This is a genomic window from Microbacterium sp. UBA7513, from assembly GCF_002478345.1.
Classification (GTDB): domain Bacteria; phylum Actinomycetota; class Actinomycetes; order Actinomycetales; family Microbacteriaceae; genus Microbacterium.
On sequence record NZ_DLNJ01000015.1, the window covers coordinates 1 to 17,315 of the forward strand.

Annotated in this window: 19 protein-coding genes; 16 read left to right on the plus strand and 3 right to left on the minus strand. The window is 69.5% G+C overall.

The features are described 5' to 3' along the window. From rplA to B2W79_RS07325, 5 genes are all read left to right on the plus strand, one after another. The coding region (rplA, locus tag B2W79_RS07305) for a 50S ribosomal protein L1 (protein ID WP_292788240.1) at window positions 1-525 on the plus strand (525 nt) is incomplete at its 5' end. 198 nt (window positions 526-723) lie between these two features. Next, window positions 724-1,539: an amino acid ABC transporter substrate-binding protein gene (locus tag B2W79_RS07310; protein WP_071328912.1), complete on the plus strand. Its 816-nt coding sequence runs from the start codon at window positions 724-726 to the stop codon at window positions 1,537-1,539. A gap of 3 nt (window positions 1,540-1,542) precedes the next feature. Beyond that, complete coding sequence (locus tag B2W79_RS07315) at window positions 1,543-2,208, plus strand: amino acid ABC transporter permease (protein WP_025102334.1); 666 nt, start codon at window positions 1,543-1,545, stop codon at window positions 2,206-2,208. Next, on the plus strand, window positions 2,195-2,998 hold the full coding sequence (locus B2W79_RS07320; protein ID WP_292788244.1) for an amino acid ABC transporter ATP-binding protein: 804 nt from the start codon (window positions 2,195-2,197) through the stop codon (window positions 2,996-2,998). Before B2W79_RS07315 ends, B2W79_RS07320 begins: the two co-directional genes overlap by 14 nt. Before the next feature lie 31 nt (window positions 2,999-3,029). Further along, window positions 3,030-3,395, plus strand: a complete 366-nt coding sequence (locus B2W79_RS07325) for a DUF1801 domain-containing protein (RefSeq protein WP_313391129.1) — start codon at window positions 3,030-3,032, stop codon at window positions 3,393-3,395. A gap of 4 nt (window positions 3,396-3,399) precedes the next feature. Here B2W79_RS07325 and lysE read toward each other — a convergent pair whose 3' ends face one another. Beyond that, window positions 3,400-4,053 (minus strand): L-lysine exporter, encoded by a 654-nt coding sequence (gene lysE, locus B2W79_RS07330; protein ID WP_292788248.1) that lies wholly within the window; start codon window positions 4,051-4,053, stop codon window positions 3,400-3,402. Between the two features lie 69 nt (window positions 4,054-4,122). Here lysE and B2W79_RS07335 point away from each other — a divergent pair, with 69 nt between their 5' ends. Then, a complete protein-coding gene (locus B2W79_RS07335) occupies window positions 4,123-5,007 on the plus strand; it encodes a LysR family transcriptional regulator ArgP (RefSeq protein WP_177173820.1) in 885 nt (294 codons plus the stop codon). 41 nt (window positions 5,008-5,048) lie between these two features. On the opposite strand, the gene B2W79_RS07340 is transcribed toward B2W79_RS07335, so the two are convergent. Then, the gene (locus B2W79_RS07340) at window positions 5,049-5,729 is read right to left on the minus strand and encodes a YqaJ viral recombinase family protein (protein ID WP_071328907.1); all 681 of its coding nucleotides are present in this window, start codon (window positions 5,727-5,729) and stop codon (window positions 5,049-5,051) included. A gap of 240 nt (window positions 5,730-5,969) precedes the next feature. Between B2W79_RS07340 and B2W79_RS07345 the strand changes: the two genes are divergently transcribed. The 3 genes from B2W79_RS07345 (at window position 5,970) to rplL (ending at window position 8,191) form a co-directional block, all read left to right on the plus strand. Then, complete coding sequence (locus B2W79_RS07345) at window positions 5,970-6,944, plus strand: hypothetical protein (RefSeq protein WP_292788252.1); 975 nt, start codon at window positions 5,970-5,972, stop codon at window positions 6,942-6,944. Between the two features lie 326 nt (window positions 6,945-7,270). Then, window positions 7,271-7,759, plus strand: a complete 489-nt coding sequence (gene rplJ / locus B2W79_RS07350) for a 50S ribosomal protein L10 (RefSeq protein WP_025104226.1) — start codon at window positions 7,271-7,273, stop codon at window positions 7,757-7,759. Between the two features lie 48 nt (window positions 7,760-7,807). Beyond that, window positions 7,808-8,191, plus strand: coding sequence for a 50S ribosomal protein L7/L12 (gene rplL / locus B2W79_RS07355; RefSeq protein ID WP_025104227.1), 384 nt, complete (start codon window positions 7,808-7,810; stop codon window positions 8,189-8,191). A 66-nt stretch (window positions 8,192-8,257) separates the two neighbouring features. Here rplL and B2W79_RS07360 read toward each other — a convergent pair whose 3' ends face one another. Beyond that, the gene (locus tag B2W79_RS07360) at window positions 8,258-9,262 is read right to left on the minus strand and encodes a LacI family DNA-binding transcriptional regulator (RefSeq protein WP_292788255.1); all 1,005 of its coding nucleotides are present in this window, start codon (window positions 9,260-9,262) and stop codon (window positions 8,258-8,260) included. A gap of 283 nt (window positions 9,263-9,545) precedes the next feature. On the opposite strand from B2W79_RS07360, the gene B2W79_RS07365 reads away from it, so the two are divergent. The 7 genes from B2W79_RS07365 (at window position 9,546) to B2W79_RS07395 (ending at window position 17,291) form a co-directional block, all read left to right on the plus strand. Continuing rightward, window positions 9,546-10,874: an ABC transporter substrate-binding protein gene (locus B2W79_RS07365; protein WP_071328904.1), complete on the plus strand. Its 1,329-nt coding sequence runs from the start codon at window positions 9,546-9,548 to the stop codon at window positions 10,872-10,874. 111 nt (window positions 10,875-10,985) lie between these two features. Further along, window positions 10,986-12,323 carry a carbohydrate ABC transporter permease gene (locus tag B2W79_RS07370; protein WP_292788257.1) on the plus strand — a complete coding sequence of 446 codons (1,338 nt, stop codon included), beginning with the start codon at window positions 10,986-10,988 and terminating at the stop codon, window positions 12,321-12,323. Next, window positions 12,323-13,291, plus strand: a complete 969-nt coding sequence (locus B2W79_RS07375; protein ID WP_025104231.1) for a carbohydrate ABC transporter permease — start codon at window positions 12,323-12,325, stop codon at window positions 13,289-13,291. Before B2W79_RS07370 ends, B2W79_RS07375 begins: the two co-directional genes overlap by 1 nt. A 104-nt stretch (window positions 13,292-13,395) precedes the next feature. Beyond that, complete coding sequence (locus B2W79_RS07380) at window positions 13,396-14,766, plus strand: cystathionine beta-synthase (protein WP_292788260.1); 1,371 nt, start codon at window positions 13,396-13,398, stop codon at window positions 14,764-14,766. A gap of 54 nt (window positions 14,767-14,820) precedes the next feature. Continuing rightward, window positions 14,821-15,981, plus strand: coding sequence for a cystathionine gamma-synthase (locus B2W79_RS07385; RefSeq protein WP_071328902.1), 1,161 nt, complete (start codon window positions 14,821-14,823; stop codon window positions 15,979-15,981). Between the two features lie 47 nt (window positions 15,982-16,028). Continuing rightward, window positions 16,029-16,670: a phosphatase PAP2 family protein gene (locus B2W79_RS07390; RefSeq protein ID WP_256209431.1), complete on the plus strand. Its 642-nt coding sequence runs from the start codon at window positions 16,029-16,031 to the stop codon at window positions 16,668-16,670. Window positions 16,671-16,688: 18 nt separating this feature from the next. Then, window positions 16,689-17,291, plus strand: coding sequence for a GNAT family N-acetyltransferase (locus B2W79_RS07395; protein WP_292788263.1), 603 nt, complete (start codon window positions 16,689-16,691; stop codon window positions 17,289-17,291). The last annotated feature ends 24 nt before the right edge of the window (window positions 17,292-17,315 follow it).

The window sequence follows — 17,315 nt, forward strand, 5'->3', positions numbered from 1 at the left end:
GACCAGATGGTGCGCGGCACCGTCATCCTGCCCCACGGCACCGGTAAGACCGCCCGCGTCATCGTGTTCGCCACCGGCCCCGCGGCCGAGGCTGCGATCGCGGCCGGCGCCGATGAGGTCGGCGGTGCCGAGCTCATCCAGAAGGTCGCCGACGGCTGGACCAACTTCGACTCCGCGGTCTCGACCCCGGAGCTCATGGGCCAGGTCGGCCGTCTCGGCAAGGTGCTCGGTCCCCGTGGCCTGATGCCGAACCCGAAGACCGGAACCGTGACTCCGAACCCGGCCAAGGCCGTCGAGGAGATCAAGGGCGGAAAGATCGAGTTCCGCGTCGACAAGCACGCCAACGTGCACTTCGTCATCGGCAAGGCCTCGTTCTCGGCCGAGCAGCTGAACGAGAACATCGACGCCGCTCTCGAGGAGATCGTCCGCCTCAAGCCGTCCAGCGCCAAGGGCCGTTACATCCAGAAGGGTGCGGTGTCGACCACGTTCGGCCCCGGCATCCCGCTGGACGTCAACGCCATCTGACGCGTCGACGGGTCTCGCACCCGTCGCACCGAACGCCCCCGGGTCCGCCCGGGGGCGTTCTGCGTTCCCGGAGGCGTCGCGCCCCCGACATCCGGCGTCATCCAATGCGGGGAAGGTCGGAGGCGACGCGTACTGTGGGGGAGTTCCCGCGGTCGTCGCGTAAACTCGCATCCGCGCTTTCTCGCCCCAGGAGGGTCCATGTCCCGTCGTCTCATCGCCGTCACCGCACTCGTCGTCGCCGCCGCGGCCCTGACCGCCTGCAGCGGATCGAGCACGCCCACGAGCACCGACGGCGAGAGCGCCGCCGGCTCCGACTTCGGCCTGGTGAAGGACGGCACGCTGACGGTCGCGACCGAGGGCACCTACCGCCCGTTCAGCTTCCACGACGACGGCGGCTCCGGTGACCTCACCGGCTACGACGTCGAGATCATCCAGGCCGTCGCCGACGAGCTCGGCCTGAAGGTCGAGTTCCAGGAGACGCAGTGGGACGCGATCTTCGCGGGACTCGATGCCGGCCGCTTCGACGTGATCGCGAACCAGGTGTCGATCAACGACGAGCGCGAGGCCAAGTACCTCTTCAGCGCCCCGTACACGGTGTCGCCCGGCGTGATCGTGGTCAAGGAGGACGACGACTCCATCTCGTCCTTCGACGACCTCGAGGGCAAGACGACGGCCCAGTCCCTCACGAGCAACTGGTACGAGCTGGCCACAGAGTCCGGCGCCAAGGTCGAGGGCGTCGAGGGCTGGGCGCAGGCCGTGGAGCTCCTCCGCCAGGGGCGTGTAGACGCGACCGTCAACGACAAGCTGACCTTCCTCGACTATGAGACGACCAACAGCCCGACGGGCCTGAAGATCGCCGCGGAGACCGACGAAGCCGGGGAGCAGGCCTTCGTGTTCACGAAGGACAAGGAGGCGCTCGTCGATGCGGTCGACGAAGCGCTCGACAAGCTCCGGGCCGACGGCACCCTGGCCGAGATCAGCGAGAAGTACTTCGGCGAAGACGTCTCGCAGTAGGCGATGCAGAATCCCTGGGAGCTCTTCTTCTCCTCGCTCGGCCCGATCGCCTGGGCGGGGCTGACGGCGACGATCCCGCTCGCCCTGGTGTCGTTCGCCCTGGGGCTCGTGATCGCGATCGGCATGGCGCTGATGCGGATCTCGGTGCATCCGGTCGTGTCCGGCATCGCGCGGTTCTACATCTCGGTGATCCGCGGAACGCCGATGCTCGTGCAGCTCTTCGTGATCTTCTACGGACTGCCGTCCGTCGGGGTGACCCTCGATCCGTGGCCGAGCGCCATCATCGCCCTTTCGCTCAACGTCGGCGGCTACGGCGCCGAGGTCGTGCGGGCGGCGATCCTCTCGGTGCCGAAGGGGCAGTGGGAGGCCGCGTACACGGTCGGGATGAACCGCACCCGCACGCTGACCCGCATCATCCTGCCGCAGGCCGCCCGGGTATCGGTGCCGCCGCTGTCCAACACGTTCATCTCGCTCGTGAAGGACACTTCCCTCACGTCGCTGATCCTCGTGACGGAGCTGTTCAAGGTGGCGCAGCAGATCGCCTCCACCACACTTGAGTTCATGGTGGTGTATCTTGCCGCGGCGCTCGTCTACTGGGTGATCTGCCTGGTGCTCTCCTTCGGGCAGAGCGCCCTGGAGAGGAGGCTCGACAGCCGTGTCGCGCACTGACCCCACGACCGGACCGCTGCTCACCGCCCGCGGGCTGCACAAGAGCTTCGGCGCCACCGAGGTGCTCCGCGGCTTCGACCTCACCCTGCACCGCGGCGAGGTCGTGGTGCTCATCGGGCCGAGCGGCTCTGGCAAGACGACCGTCCTGCGGGCCCTGAACGGCCTGGAGACGCCGGACGCCGGCACCATCGCGATGGCCGGGGGGCCGGAGATCGACTTCGCACCGGAGGTCCGCCCGAAGCCCCGCGTCGCGAAGCAGCAGCGGCTCGCCTTGCGCGACCGGTCGGCGATGGTGTTCCAGCACCACAACCTCTTCCCGCACCTGACCGTGCTGGAGAACGTGATCGAAGGGCCGTGGCGGGTGCAGGGTCGTCCGAAGGACGAGGTCGTCGCCGAGGCTCAGGCGCTGCTCGCCCGAGTCGGTCTCGCCGACAAGGCGGACGCGCGGCCGCATCAGCTCTCCGGCGGGCAGCAGCAGCGGGTGGGCATCGTGCGGGCGCTGGCCCTGCAGCCGGACCTGCTGCTGTTCGACGAGCCGACGAGCGCGCTCGACCCGGAGCTCGTGGGAGAGGTGCTGCTCGTCATCAAGGAGCTCGCCGACGAGGGATGGACGATGGCCGTCGTCACCCACGAGCTGAGCTTCGCCCGCGAGGCCGCAGACCACGTGCTCTTCCTGGATGGCGGTGTCGTCGTGGAGCAGGGGCCGCCCGCCGAGCTCTTCAGCGCCCCGCAGCACGAGCGCACGCAACGGTTCCTCACCCGCATCCTCCGGCCCCTCGACGGCGCGTGAGCCCTCGACCCCGACGGGATTCGATGGCAGGATGCGGTGCGTGGGCACCATCGACGACTATCTGACCGACCTCGACGCCGCGGATCGTGCGGTGATCGATGGCGTGTATGGGATCGCCACGGAGGAGGTACCGGAGGCGGAGCAGGGCAAGGGCTACGGCATGCCGGCGCTCGTGTACGCCGGCAAGCCGCTGCTCTCGGTGATGCGTGCGAAGAAGCACATCGGCGTCTACCCGTTCAGCCCCGAGGCGGTCGCTGCCGTGGCGGAACTCCTCGCAGGTCACCCCGGGGTCAGCCTCGACAAGGGGACGATCCGGTTCCAGCCGGAGCCTCCCCTGCCGGTGGAGGCGGTCCGCGCGCTCATCCGGGCGCGGGTGTCGCAGATCGACGCGGCGTGAGGGGCTAGGCGCCCAGCACCGGGAGCACGAGGCTCACCGCCAGCGTGATCATCACGACCGCGATCACCGCGTCGAGGATCCGCCAGGAGCGCGGGGTGCGCAGCCACCGTCCGAGGTAGCGGGCGCCGAAGCCGAGAGCGGTGAACCAGAGAAGGCTCGCGGCGACCGCGCCGGCGGCGAACAGCCACCGTTCCTCCCCGTGCGTCGCCGCGATCGAGCCGAGCATCAGCACCGTGTCGAGGTACACATGCGGGTTCAGCCACGTCAACGCCAGCGTCGTGAGGATCACCGGGGCGAGGCGGGTGCGGGTGAGCGTGCCGGTGCCCCCGGACGCCTCGAGGACCGGTGCGTCGCCCCCGTCGACCACCAGCTCCTCGCCGCCCCGCCAGGCCCGCCGCGCCGCGAGCAGTCCGTATCCGAGCAGGAACAGCGCCCCCGCCCAGCGAGCCACGACGACGAGCCAGGGTGCGGCGGACAACAGGAACCCGAGCCCGGCGACGCCGGCGATGATCAGCACGGCGTCGGAGAGGGCGCAGACGATCACGACGGCGAGGACGTGCTCGCGCCGTATCCCCTGGCGCAGCACGAAGACGTTCTGCGCGCCGATCGCGACGATGAGCGACAGGCCGAGGCCGAGACCGGCGAGGACGGTGAGCATGTGTCGAGCCTATGGGGGCTGAGCATGAGGTGCAGCGAAGATTCCTTCCGCACCATTAGCATCACTGATGTGAGGATCGACCCGGAGCTCGCCGCCACGCTTGCCGCCGTCGCCGACGAGGGCACCCTCGATGCCGCGTCGCGTCGGCTGCAGGTCACCCCGTCGGCGGTCAGTCAGCGTCTCAAGGCGCTGGAGCAGCACCTCGGACGGATCCTCCTCGTGCGCAGCAAGCCGGTCCGCCTCACCGAGGCGGGAGAATCCGTCGTGCGGCTCGCGCGGCAGATCGCCCTCCTCGAAGAGGATGCTCTCGCGGGAGTCGGAATCGAGGGGAGTGCCGAGGGGCGGCGCATCAGCGTGCCGCTCGCCGTCAACGCGGATTCGATGGCGACCTGGTTCCTGGCTCCGATGGCCCGGCTCTCCGCCGCGCACGACATCGATGTCGACCTGCACCGCGACGATCAGAACTTCACCGCCCGCCTGCTCGAATCGGGCACGGTCATGGCGGCGGTGACGAGCGAGGCCACGGCGGTCGCAGGCTGCACGGTCACGGCGCTCGGCGTGCTCGAATACCGCGCCATGGCCGAACCCGCCTATGCCCGTCGCTGGTTCCCGGACGGGGTGACCCGGGATGCTCTGGCGCGCGCGCCGTTCGTCGATTTCGACCGCCGGGACACCCTGCAGCACGAGTGGCTGGCCGCGCGGGGGGTGCCGGCGGCCGGCGTTCCCCGGCACTACGTGCCCGCATCGCACGACTATGCGCTCGCGGTCGGTCTCGGCCTCGGATGGGGGATGGTGCCGCGACTGCAGGAGGTGCCCGGTCTCGTGGCGCTCGGCGGTCCGACCCTGCGCGTGGCGCTGTACTGGCAGCAATGGAACCTGCGCTCCGCGCTCCTCGACACGATCGCGTCCGAGGTCGCGGGGGAGGCGGCCCGCGTGCTCTCTCGCGAACCCTGACGGAGAGTGAGCGTCCCGGCGGCTGCGGGGCTTCGGTCGACTCAGTCGGCGAGGGCGAGAGCGCGGAAGGCGTCGCGCTCGCGGAGCTGCTCGCGGCGGCTATCCACGGGGGAGGCGGAGCGGGCCGGGACGGTGCGTCCGGTCGTGCGGCGGTACAGCTCGTCGATGAGATCGGTGGCGAGCCCGACGAGCTTCGCGATCTCGCGCTCGTCGCGATCGATCCATACGCAGCGGGGCTCGTCGTGGATGGGGGAGAAGTCGACGTGCTCCTCCCACACGAACAGGGTGCGCTCGGCGCCCAGCACGTGCTGCTGCCACCACACCTGGCGCAGGTAGGTGCGGGGGATCCCCCGGAAGGCCTTGTTGGTGGTCTTGATCTCCGCGAGGCTGACGCGACCATCCGCATCCACCGAGATGCCATCGGGGGTCGCCAGGTGGCGGTGCTCGACCTCGGCGCGGAACAGCGCGGAGGAGGGGAAGATGCCGTGCGTGGCCGCGACCCAGGCGGCGATCTCCGGCTCGCGGCGCCGGCCGTGGTCGGTGTAGGCGTTGCCGCCGAACCGCGGCCCGCCGCCGAGCTTGGCGTCGGCAGCACGGGCGATCGAGCGCTCGCTGGTGAGTCCGGCGACGTCGGTCGCCGTGATGCCGCGCGATCGTGCCCTCATCCAGGCCACGCGGTCGCGTGAGTCCGCGACGATGCGAGCTTGGAGTTCCGGGGTCACCAGAAGACTCTACCTCTCCCCCCCCCCCGCTCCCGCCGTACACGCCGCCCCCTCGCCCGACCCACCCCCTTGCGTGCATCCCGGCCCCCTACGGACGCGCGCAAGGGGGTGGCTCGCACGAAAGGGGGTGGGCCGAGGGCGAGAGGTGTCTTCCTGCACAGGAGCGGGAAGGGAGAGAAAGGGTGTGGGGAACTGGGGGAAGGCGGGGGAGTGGCGAGAGGAGGGGCGAGAGTCGGGGGGATGAGACAGGTGAGTGTGGACGAGATACGGGGGATGCTCCTCGGCCGTCGGCGGCTGGAGGAGGAGGGGTGGGGGTCTCGGACGCTCCACGCCGCGGTGGAGGGGCGGCAGCTGCATCACGTCCGACGCGGGTGGTACCTCGCGCTGCGGACCTGGAGTGAGCTCGCCCCGGAGTCCCGGCACCGTGCGGAGGTGGTGGCCGCCGACCTCGCGGCCTCGGGGACTCGGCCTGTGTTCTCGCATGCCTCGGCCGCGGTGCTGTGGGGACTGCCGCTGTACCGGGTGCGTCCGACGAGGGTCCATGTGACGGCGCCACCGGACCGTCGGCACAGCACGTCCGGGATCCTGCGGCACGAGGGCACTGTCTCACCCGGCGACATCGTGGAGCGCGACGGCATCCGCTGCACCTCCCTCGCCCGGACGGTCGTCGACCTCGCCCGGACGGTCTCTCCGGAGGCGGCTCTCGCCGTCGCGGATGCCGCCCTCGCCCTGGTCGGCGGTGACCCGTGGGAGTTCGACGACACCGCGGAGCAAGCTCTCCTGGCGGACCTCGCGGCTCGGGTGCGCCGGCCACGGCTCCGCGGCATCGTGCAGGCGCGCCGGATCGTGGGCCTTGCCGACGGGCGTGCGCAGCTGCCGCTGGAGAGCGTGACGCGATATCGGCTCCATCAGCTCGGCTTCGGCAGACCGCGGCTGCAGGTACCGGTGGACGCACCGCGCGGCGGTCGGTTCTGGCTGGACATCGCCGTCGACCAGTGCCGCACTTTCGTGGAGTGCGACGGCCGCGACAAGTATCTGGATGACGAGCTCCGCGGGGAGCGCACCGCGGAGAGGGTCGTGTTGGACGAGAAGATCCGCGAGGACTGGGTGCGCGGAACCACCGGCTGGCGGGTGATCCGGGTGACCAGCGCGGACGTCGCCTCCCTCGCCACAGCCGACGCGCACTTCCGTGCCTTCGGCCTCTTCGCCCGTTGAGCCGTCGACCCACCCCCTTCCGCGCGCCCCGGCCTCTTGCGTGCGGCCGTAGGGGGCCGGGAGGCACCGAAGGGGGTGGGTCGACGGGAAGAGGACAGGGGATTTGGGGGAGAGGTGGGGGTGGGGTACAGTGGTCATAACCGAAGACCGCTGGTCATCGTGTGCGCGTGAGTGCACAGGATCGAAGCTCTGCATCGCAGGGGCCCGCGCAGGTGTCACGAACTTCCGAGCTCCGTGCGCTTGCGCCGGAGCTCTTCTCTTTTGCAGGGGGTCGGAGGCCGGCGCCCCACCACCGTGCGGCGCCTCGTACACACCAAGGAGTGACCATGGCGCAGAAGGATGCATCGGTCAACGAGCTCACGAAGTCATTCGAGAACTCGAACGCCGTCCTGCTGACCGAGTACCGCGGTCTGACGGTTGCCCAGCTCAAGCAGCTGCGCAACAGCATCCGTCAGGACGCTGAGTACGCCGTGGTGAAGAACACGCTGACCAAGATCGCCGCCAACAAGGCCGGCATCTCCGCGCTGGACGACGACCTCAAGGGGCCGTCGGCTGTCGCGTTCGTGCACGGTGACTTCGTCGCCACCGCCAAGGCTCTGCGTGACTTCGCCAAGGCCAACCCGCTTCTCGTGATCAAGTCGGGCATCTTCGAGGGCAAGGCCCTCACCGCCGACGAGGTCAACACGTACGCCTCGCTCGAGAGCCGCGAGGTTCTGCTGGCGAAGGCCGCGGGCATGATGAAGGCGACGATGGGCAAGGCTGCGGCCACCATCGACGCGCTTCGCGAAAAGCTGGAGACCGCCGAGGCCGCGTAAGCGACCGGCGATCTCGTCTACAAACCCCATCTATCTAGGAGATACATCATGGCGAAGCTTTCCACCGAGGAGCTGCTCGAGCAGTTCGCCGGCCTGACCCTCATCGAGCTCAACGAGTTCGTGAAGGCGTTCGAGGAGAAGTTCGAGGTCACCGCTGCTGCTCCCGTCGCCGTCGCCGGTGCCGCTGGCGGCGCAGGCGAGGCCGCGGCCGAGGAGGAGAAGGACTCCTTCGACGTCATCCTCGAGGCCGCTGGCGACAAGAAGATCCAGGTCATCAAGGCTGTCCGCGAGCTCACCTCGCTCGGCCTCGGCGAGGCCAAGGCCGTCGTCGACGGTGCTCCGAAGGCCGTCCTCGAGGGCGCCAACAAGGAGACGGCCGAGAAGGCCAAGGCTGCTCTGGAAGAGGCCGGCGCGACCGTCACCCTCAAGTAATTCCAGCGCACCAGCGCTTCTGCGAAGGCCCCGGGTTCCGCCCGGGGCCTTCGTGTGTCTGCGGGGTCAGCGCGGCGCCGCCGTGGAGCTGCGGACGACGAGAGCCGAGGCGGCCTCGACGCGCTCGACCGGGGCATCCGGCTCACTCATCCGCCGCATGAGCAGGCGCACGGCCTCCCGGCCCTGGTCCCGCGGCGACTGCCCGATGGTCGTGAGAGCGAACATCTCCGCGTGCTCGTGGTCGTCGATGCCGACGACGCTGAGCTCGGTCGGAACCGCGATCCCCAGGCGGCGAGCGGCGATCACGGCGCCGATGGCCGCCTCGTCGCACACGCCGACGATGGCGGTCGGTCGGTGCCGGCGGTCGCCGAGCAGCCCCGCCGCCGCCGCGTAGCCGCCGGGCATCGTGGGGGCCGCTCCGGCCACCCGCGCTCGCGGGGTCAGTCCCGCCGCGTGCAGCGCCTCCCGGTAGCCGGCCAGGCGTCGGGCGTCGCCGTAGCTGAGGTCGGTGTCGTCCGTGGCGCCGCCGACGAAGGCGATGTCGGTGTGGCCGAGCTCGATCAGGTGCTCGGTGGCGATCCGGGCGGCGGCCGCGTCGTCGATCGACACGGCGCTCGATCCGGCGCTGTACGGGCCCACGCTCACGAGCGGGCGCCCGGTGCGGTGCAGTCGCTCCAGCTCCCGGGCGCTGGGCTGGATGCTGACCGCGATGATGCCGTCGAACCGCCGGCCGGGCAGCACGCTCTCGAACAGGCGCTCCCTGGTCTCGGAGCGCTCGGGGACGCCGTAGAGCGACAGGTCGTGATCGAGCGCGAGCAGCGATTCCTGCACGCCTGCCAGCAGCTCGGAGAAGAACCACCGGTCCACCGGCGGCATCACCAGTCCGATGGTGCCGGTGCGCCCCGTGGCCAGACTCGTGGCGGAGGAGTGCGCGACGTACGCGAGCTCCTGCGCCGCCTCCTCCACGCGCTGTCTCGTCTCGTCGGAGACGTAGCCGCGGCCGCTGAGTGCGCGGCTCGCAGTCGCCTTGGACACGCCGGCGCGCGTCGCGACGTCGGCGATCGTGCTCATCGTGTCCTCCGCGACCCGGTTCCACGACGGCGAGCCATCGGGCGCTCGCCGGGAGCAATCGTAGCCGTTCCACACGCGAGGAGGAACCGGTTCCAGACGGCTGGATCTGGGAGCGCTCCCATCACGCCGGCGACAGCGCCCTCAAACGGTTGTGATCTTGTAACCTTCCCCAGTTGTACGGCGAGAAGGAACGCGAGTAGGTTGGCCTGGAATCGGTTCCCCAATGGTTGCGGCGATTGCTCTCCTTGGGCGGACTGAAGATCCACCTGAAGAGGAGAAGTACATGGCTTTGTCACAGCGATACCGCCTGCTCGCCCCCATCGCCCTCGTCGGCGTCGCGTCTCTCGCGCTCGCCGGCTGCGCCGAGGGCGGAAGCGGCGAGGGCGGAAGCGGGGAGACCAAGGACACGGTCCGGATCTCGGGCGGCATCACCGGCGTCGAGGCCGACGACCTGAACGCCTCCTTCGAGCAGTTCACGAAGGACACCGGGATCAAGGTCGAGTACACCGGCGACAAGGGCTTCGAGGGCAACATCGTCACCAAGGTGACCGGTGGCGACGCCCCCGACATCGCGATCGTCCCGCAGCCCGGTCTGCTCAAGACCCTCGTCGACACCGGCAAGGTCATGCCGGCCCCGGAGGCCGTGGAGACCGCCGTCGACGAGAACTGGTCCGAGGACTGGAAGAAGTACGGCACGTTCGACGACACCTTCTACGCGGCGCCGATGCTTGCGAACCTCAAGGGCTACGTCTGGTACTCGCCGAAGCAGTTCGCCGAGTGGGGCGTCGAGGTCCCGGAGACGTGGGACGACATGATCGCCCTCACCGACACGATCGTCGAGAAGACCGGCGGTCCGGCCTGGTGCGCCGGGTTCGCCTCCGAGGCTGCCTCCGGCTGGCCGGGGACGGACTGGATCGAGGACCTCGTCCTGCGCCAGTCGGGCCCCGACGTGTACGACGACTGGGTGGCCGGCGACGTGAAGTTCACCGACCCCGAGATCAAGCAGGCGTTCGACGCGGTGGGGGAGATCCTCCTCAACCCGGAGTACGTCAACGCGGGCTACGGCGACGTCAAGAGCATCAACTCCACCGCCTTCGGCGACGTCGCCAACGCGGTGGCCAAGGGCGACTGCGCGCTGACCCACCAGGCCTCGTTCCTGTCGGCGAACTTCCTCGACACGGAGACCGCGGACGGCAACGTCCCCGAGGTCGCCCCGGACGGCGACGTCTACGCGTTCATCATGCCGGGCGAGACCGCCGGTGAGCTCCAGGTCGAGGGCGGCGGCGAGTTCGTCGCGGCCTTCTCCGACGACGAGGCCACCCAGAAGGTGCTCGAGTTCATGGCATCGCCGGAGTTCGCCGACGCCCGTGTCGAGCTCGGCGGCGTCATCTCCGCCAACAAGAACGCCGACCCGAGCCTCGCCTCGAGCGAGTTCCTCCAGGAGGCGATGACCATCATGCAGGACGACGCGACGACCTTCCGGTTCGACGCTTCCGACCTGATGCCGTCGACCGTCGGCTCGGGCTCGTTCTGGAAGGGGATGGTCGACTGGATCGACGGCAAGGACACCGAAACGGTGCTCTCCGACATCCAGGCCGGCTACGAGAACTGATCGCCTCGACGCGATCTTCTCAGGCTGAGCGGGGCCGGGCTGCACAAGCCCGGCCCCGCTCCACCCATCCATACTGCGCGGGAACCCAGCATGATCCAGAAGGGGACGTTCATGTCGCACGCGACCATCGAGAAACCCGTCGAGGCTGACGCGCCGCCGACGACCCACGGCACCGACGAGAAGGGGAGGAAGACCACACGCACGATCCTCGCGATCGGCTTCGTGGCCGTCGTCGCGCTGGCTCTCCTCCTCGTCTTCACTGCTCCGACCGAGGAGTCCTCGCGGATCACGATCGGGTTCTCGCTCAACAGCTTCTTCCTGTGGCTGGGCGGTCTGAATCCGCTGGTGCAGATCCCCGCCGTGCTGCTCGTGTTCGGCGTAGTCGTTGCGATCATCCTCGTGCTGATCGAGTTCGCGCCCCGCCCTGGTCGCGGCTACTTCATCATGCGGCTGGTCGCGTGCCTCGTCATCCCGGTGCTCGCGCTGCTGCTGCTCCGTCCCTACGCGAACGCCGTCGTGTACGTCGTCGCGATCGCGCTCCTCGTCGGGGCGCTCCTCTTCTTCGCCGACTTCCGCGCGCGGGAGGGAGCGGGCTATCTCTTCCAGCTCGTGCTGTTCATGGCCCCGGCGGCCATCATGCTGCTGCTCGGCCTCATCTACCCGGCGATCTCGACGATCTTCAAGTCCTTCTTCGACAAGACCGGCGACGAGTTCGTCGGGCTCGAGAACTACATCTGGGTCTTCACCAACCCGGTCGGCACGTCGTCGGTGATCAACACGATCATCTGGGCGCTGCTCGCTCCGGTGATCTCGGTGGTCATCGGCCTCGCCTACGCCGTCTTCATCGACAGGGCTCGCGGCGAGAAGTTCCTCAAGGTGCTGGTCTTCATGCCGGTGGCGATCTCGTTCGTCGGCGCCGGCATCATCTGGAAGTTCATGTACGACGCCCGGCAGGGTGACCAGATCGGTCTCCTCAACGCGATCGTGACCGCTTTCGGCGGCGACCCCGTGCAGTGGCTGGCGATCAAGCCGATCCTGAACACGCTGATGCTGCTCATCGTGTTCATCTGGACCCAGACCGGTTTCGCCATGGTCATCCTCTCGGCCGCGATCAAGGCCGTGCCGGTCGAGCAGATGGAGGCGGCCGAGCTCGACGGCACGAACGCCTGGCAGCGCTTCCGCAACGTGACCGTGCCCGGCATCCGGTCGTCGCTGATCGTCGTGCTCACGACCATCACGATCGCCTCCCTGAAGGTGTACGACATCGTCGCCGTGATGACCGGCGGACGAGATGAGACCAGCGTCCTCGGCTTCGAGATGGTCAACCAGCAGCAGCGGTTCCAGAGCTACGGGCACTCGTCGGCGCTCGCCGTCGTGCTGTTCCTGTTCGTGTTGCCGCTGATCATCTACAACGCCCGATCGATGGCCAAGCAGAGGGAGATCCGCTGATGAGCGCAACGCAGGCCACCGTCGTGGACAACCGCACCAAGCGCCAGGTGGCGCGGGACACGCGCCGCAACGAGGCGACCGCCCACAAGAAGCTCACCTCGAAGGGGGCGACGATCGCGGCCGCGGTCATCGCGCTCTTCTGGACGATCCCGACCTTCGGGCTGTTCGTGACGTCGTTCCGCCCGGGCGCCGACACGCAGAACAGCGGCTGGTGGACCGTCTTCTCCAACCCGGAGTTCACGTTCGACAACTACGTGCAGGCGTGGAACTCGGGCGGCACCTCCACGACCCTGGCGACGGCGTTCATCAACTCGCTGGCGATCACGATCCCCGCGACCGTGTTCCCGATCGTGATGGCGTCGCTGGCCGCGTACGCGTTCGCGTGGATCGACTTCAAGGGTCGGAACATGCTCTTCATCTTCGTGTTCGCGCTGCAGATCGTGCCGCTGCAGATGGCCCTCGTGCCGCTGCTGAGCCTGTTCTCGGATGGGCTGACGATCAACGACGTGCCGATCTTCCCCGGATTCGGCCTGAACGAGGTGCAGTACAGCTTCGCGCGCGTCTGGATCGCGCACGCGATCTTCGCTCTGCCGCTCGCGACGTTCATGCTCCACAACTTCATCTCCGAGATCCCGGGCGAGATCATCGAGGCGGCGCGCGTGGACGGGGCCGGGCACGGACAGGTGTTCTTCCGCATCATCCTGCCGCTCGCTGCTCCGGCGATCGCCTCCTTCGCGATCTTCCAGTTCCTCTGGGTGTGGAACGACCTGCTGGTCGCGACGATCTTCGCCTCGCCCGGCGCCCTGCCGATCACCCAGGCGCTGAACTCGCTCTCCGGAACCTGGGGGAACAAGTGGTTCCTGCAGTCGGCGGGAACGTTCATCTCGATCATCGTCCCGCTGATCGTGTTCTTCGCCCTGCAGCGCTTCTTCGTGCGCGGCCTGCTGGCCGGCGCGACGAAGGGCTGACCCTTCGACAGGCTCAGGGACCCAGGTTTCCGGGTCGCTGAGCCTGTCGGAGCGCGGGTGAAACACAGCCCCGGTGGCCGGAGCCCGCGCCGTACCCTGAACAGATGAAGTATGCGGACTCCATCGTCGACCTCGTCGGCGACACCCCCCTGGTGAAGCTCCAGCACGTCACCGAGGGCATCGCGTGCACGGTGCTCGTGAAGCTCGAGTACCTGAACCCCGGGGGGTCGGCGAAGGACCGGATCGCTGCGCGCATCATCGACGCCGCCGAGGCCGCGGGCGATCTGCAGCCGGGCGGGACTATCGTCGAGCCCACGAGCGGCAACACCGGGGTCGGGCTCGCCCTCGTGGCGCAGCAGCGCGGTTACCGGTGCGTCTTCGTGCTCCCGGACAAGGTGGGCGAGGACAAGATCGACGTGCTCCGTGCCTACGGCGCAGAGGTCGTCGTGACCCCGACCTCCGTCCCGGCGGACAGCCCGGAGTCGTACTACAGCGTGAGCGACCGCCTGGCACGTGAGATCCCCGGAGCCTTCAAGCCGAACCAGTACGAGAACCCGAACGGGCCGCGCAGCCACTACGAGACGACGGGGCCGGAGATCTGGCGCGACACCGACGGGCGCGTGACCCACTTCGTCGCCGGCGTGGGGACGGGCGGCACCATCACCGGCACCGGGCGCTACCTGCGCGAGGTGTCCGACGACGCGGTGCGCATCGTCGGCGTCGACCCCGAGGGCAGCGTCTACAGTGGCGGCACCGGCCGTCCCTACCTCGTCGAGGGCGTGGGCGAGGACATCTGGCCCGGGGCGTACGACCCCGCCGTCCCGCACGAGATCGTCGCGGTCGGCGATGCGGAGTCGTTCGCGATGACGCGGCGCCTGGCCCGCGAGGAGGGCATCCTCGTCGGGGGCTCCAGCGGCATGGCCGTCGTCGGGGCGCTGCGGGTGGCGAAGGAGCTGCCGGCGGACGCGGTCATGGTCGTGCTCCTGCCCGACGGCGGGCGCGGCTACCTCGGCAAGATCTTCAACGACGGGTGGATGCGCTCCTACGGGTTCAGCGAGGTGGAGGAGGGGGAGACGGTCGCGGATGTGCTCGCGGCCCGGTCCTCCCGTCACGGCCTTCCCGACCTCGTGCACGCGCATCCCACCGACACGGTGCTCGAGGCGATCGGCATGATGACGGAGTACGAGGTGTCGCAGCTCGTCGTCCTCAGCGCGGAGCCGCCCGTGATGATGGGCGAGGTCGTGGGCACCGTCGACGAGAAGGGGCTGCTCGACCTGCTCTTCCGCGGCGAGGCCGAGCCGAGCGATGCCGTCGGCGCGCACGTGGGGGAGCGGCTGCCGCTCATCGGCATCCACGCGTCGGTCGCGCAGGCACGGGCCGCGCTCGCCGACGCCGACGCCCTCCTCGTCACCGAGGACGGCAAGCCGCACACCGTGCTGACCCGACAGGACCTGCTCGGCTACCTCTCCCGGTGACGCGGGACGTAACAGGCCGGGGCCCGTCGGAGGGCCCGGACGTAGGCTGAGAGCATGTCCGACCACGACCACGCCTTCGCCACACGAGCCATCCACGCCGGACAGGCGCCCGACCCGATCACCGGGGCGATCATCCCGCCGATCTACCAGTCGTCGACGCACGTGCAGGACGGCATCGGCGGCTTCCGGGACGGCTACGAGTACAACCGCGCGGGCAACCCGACGCGCTCCTCGCTGGAGACGCAGCTCGCCGCACTCGAGGGCGGGGTCGGGGCGCTGTCGTTCGCGTCCGGTCTCGCCGCCGAGGACGCGCTGCTGCGCGGCATCCTCAAGCCGGGCGACCACGTGCTCCTCGGAAACGACGTCTACGGCGGCACCTACCGCCTGCTCACGAAGGTGCTCGCGCCCTGGGGGATCGACACGACCACGGTCGAGCTCTCCGACGTCGACGTGATCCGGGCGGCCATCCGTCCCGAGACGCGCATCGTGTGGCTGGAGACGCCGAGCAACCCGCTGCTGAAGGTCGTCGACATCGCGCTCATCGTCGAGGTGGCGCACGCGGCCGGTGCCCTCGTCGTGGTGGACAACACGTTCGCCTCGCCGGCTCTGCAGCAGCCGCTCGCGCTCGGCGCCGACCTCGTCGTGCACTCGACGACGAAGTACCTGGGCGGGCACTCCGACGTGCTGGGCGGCGCCGTCGTCTTCGGTGACGACCGCTTCGTCGAGGCCGTGAAGTTCCAGCAGTTCGCGGTGGGCGCGGTCTCGGCACCTCTGGACGCCTGGCTGACGACCCGCGGCATCAAGACCCTCGCGGTGCGGGTGCGCCAGCACTCCGAGAACGCGCAGGCCATCGCCGAATGGGCCCAGGCGCGACCGGAGTTCGCGCAGGTGTTCTATCCCGGCCTCCCGTCGCACCCCGGTCACGAGATCGCGGCGCGGCAGATGAGCGGCTTCGGCGGGATGCTGTCCCTCGGCCTCGCCGCAGGTGCGGACGCCGCCCGGGCCTTCGCCGAGAGCACCCGCGTGTTCCAGCTCGCCGAGTCGCTCGGCGGCGTGGAGTCGCTCATCGGCTACCCGCCGGAGATGACCCACGCGTCGGTCCGCGGCACCGAGCTCGCGGTGCCGGAGAACGTCGTGCGCCTCTCGGTCGGCATCGAGGACGTGGCCGACCTCATCGCGGATCTTGAGGAGGGGCTCGCCCGCATCGCCCGCTGACCGGCACGCCGACCCGCGATCGCGAGGGCGTCCGTCACAATGGGACGATGAATCGACGGATGCTGCTGTGGTGGGGCGTCGCCTGCCTCCTCCTGGCCACTGCCCTCGGCGCGCTCGTCGTCTTCGTGTATCCGCAGACGCCGGGGCTCGACCAGTGGTGGAACGACACGATCGCCGCCGTCCGCGCGGACTGGATGCTGAGCTTCGCCCTCGCGCTGAACTGGATCGGCGGCGGCTGGGTCGCCATCCTCGCCGTTCCGCTGCTGACGATCCTGCTCCTGCTTCTGCTGCGCCGGTGGCGGGGGGCGCTGTTCGCCGCGTTGTGCTTCCTCGTCAGCGCCGGTGCCGTCCAGCTCCTGAAGAACGTCTTCGGCCGCGCTCGGCCGCACGACATGCTCGTCGTGAGCGACTACGGTTCCTTCCCGTCGGGGCACACCGCGAACGCGGCGACCATCGCTCTCGTGCTCTGGGTGCTCTTCCCGCGGGTGTGGGTGGCGATCGTGGGTGCCGCGTGGATCGTGCTCATGGCGCTCTCGCGCACCTTCCTGTCGGTGCACTGGGCGACGGACACGGTCGGCGGGGCGTTCGTCGGTGCCGGCGTCGTCCTCGTGCTCGCGGCCTGGCTGGTGCCGTGGGTGCGACGCGATGTCGAGGCGACCGCCCGCGCCGATAGGCTGAGCGGAACCTGACCCGTCCGAGGAGACCCCGTGTCGCGCATCCGTCCCTACCGTCCGACCGATCGCCCGGCGATGTTCGAGATCTGCCTGCGGACGGCCGACGCCGGGGGAGACGCCACCGGGGTGCTGTCCGATGACGAGCTGTGGGGGAACCTCTTCGCGGTGCCGTACGTCGAGCGGCACCCGGACCTCGCCTGGGTCGTGGAGGCGGAGGACGGGCGCACCATCGGCTACATCGTCGCCACCGACGACACCGACGCCTTCTCCGCCTGGTTCCGCGACGAGTGGTGGCCCGGCCTGCACGCGCGCTATCCGCGATCGGCGGACCCGCAGACGCGCGAGGAGAAGCTGATCGAGTACGGCTACACGCGGGAGCCGGGGGCCGAGCCGCACGCTGCGGAGTACCCGGCGCATCTGCACATCGACCTGCTGCCGGAGACCCAGGGGCAGGGGCTCGGTCGGGGCCTCATCGAGACGCTCTTCGTCGAGCTGCGTCGGCGCGGTGTCCCGGCGCTGCACCTCGGCATGGACCCCGCGAACTCCGGCGCGGCCGCGTTCTACGAGCGGCTCGGCATGACCGTGCTCCCGTCCGCGCCCGGTGGCCTGACGTACGGGGTGCGCTTCGACGGCTGACGCCGCCACAGACGAAGAAGACCT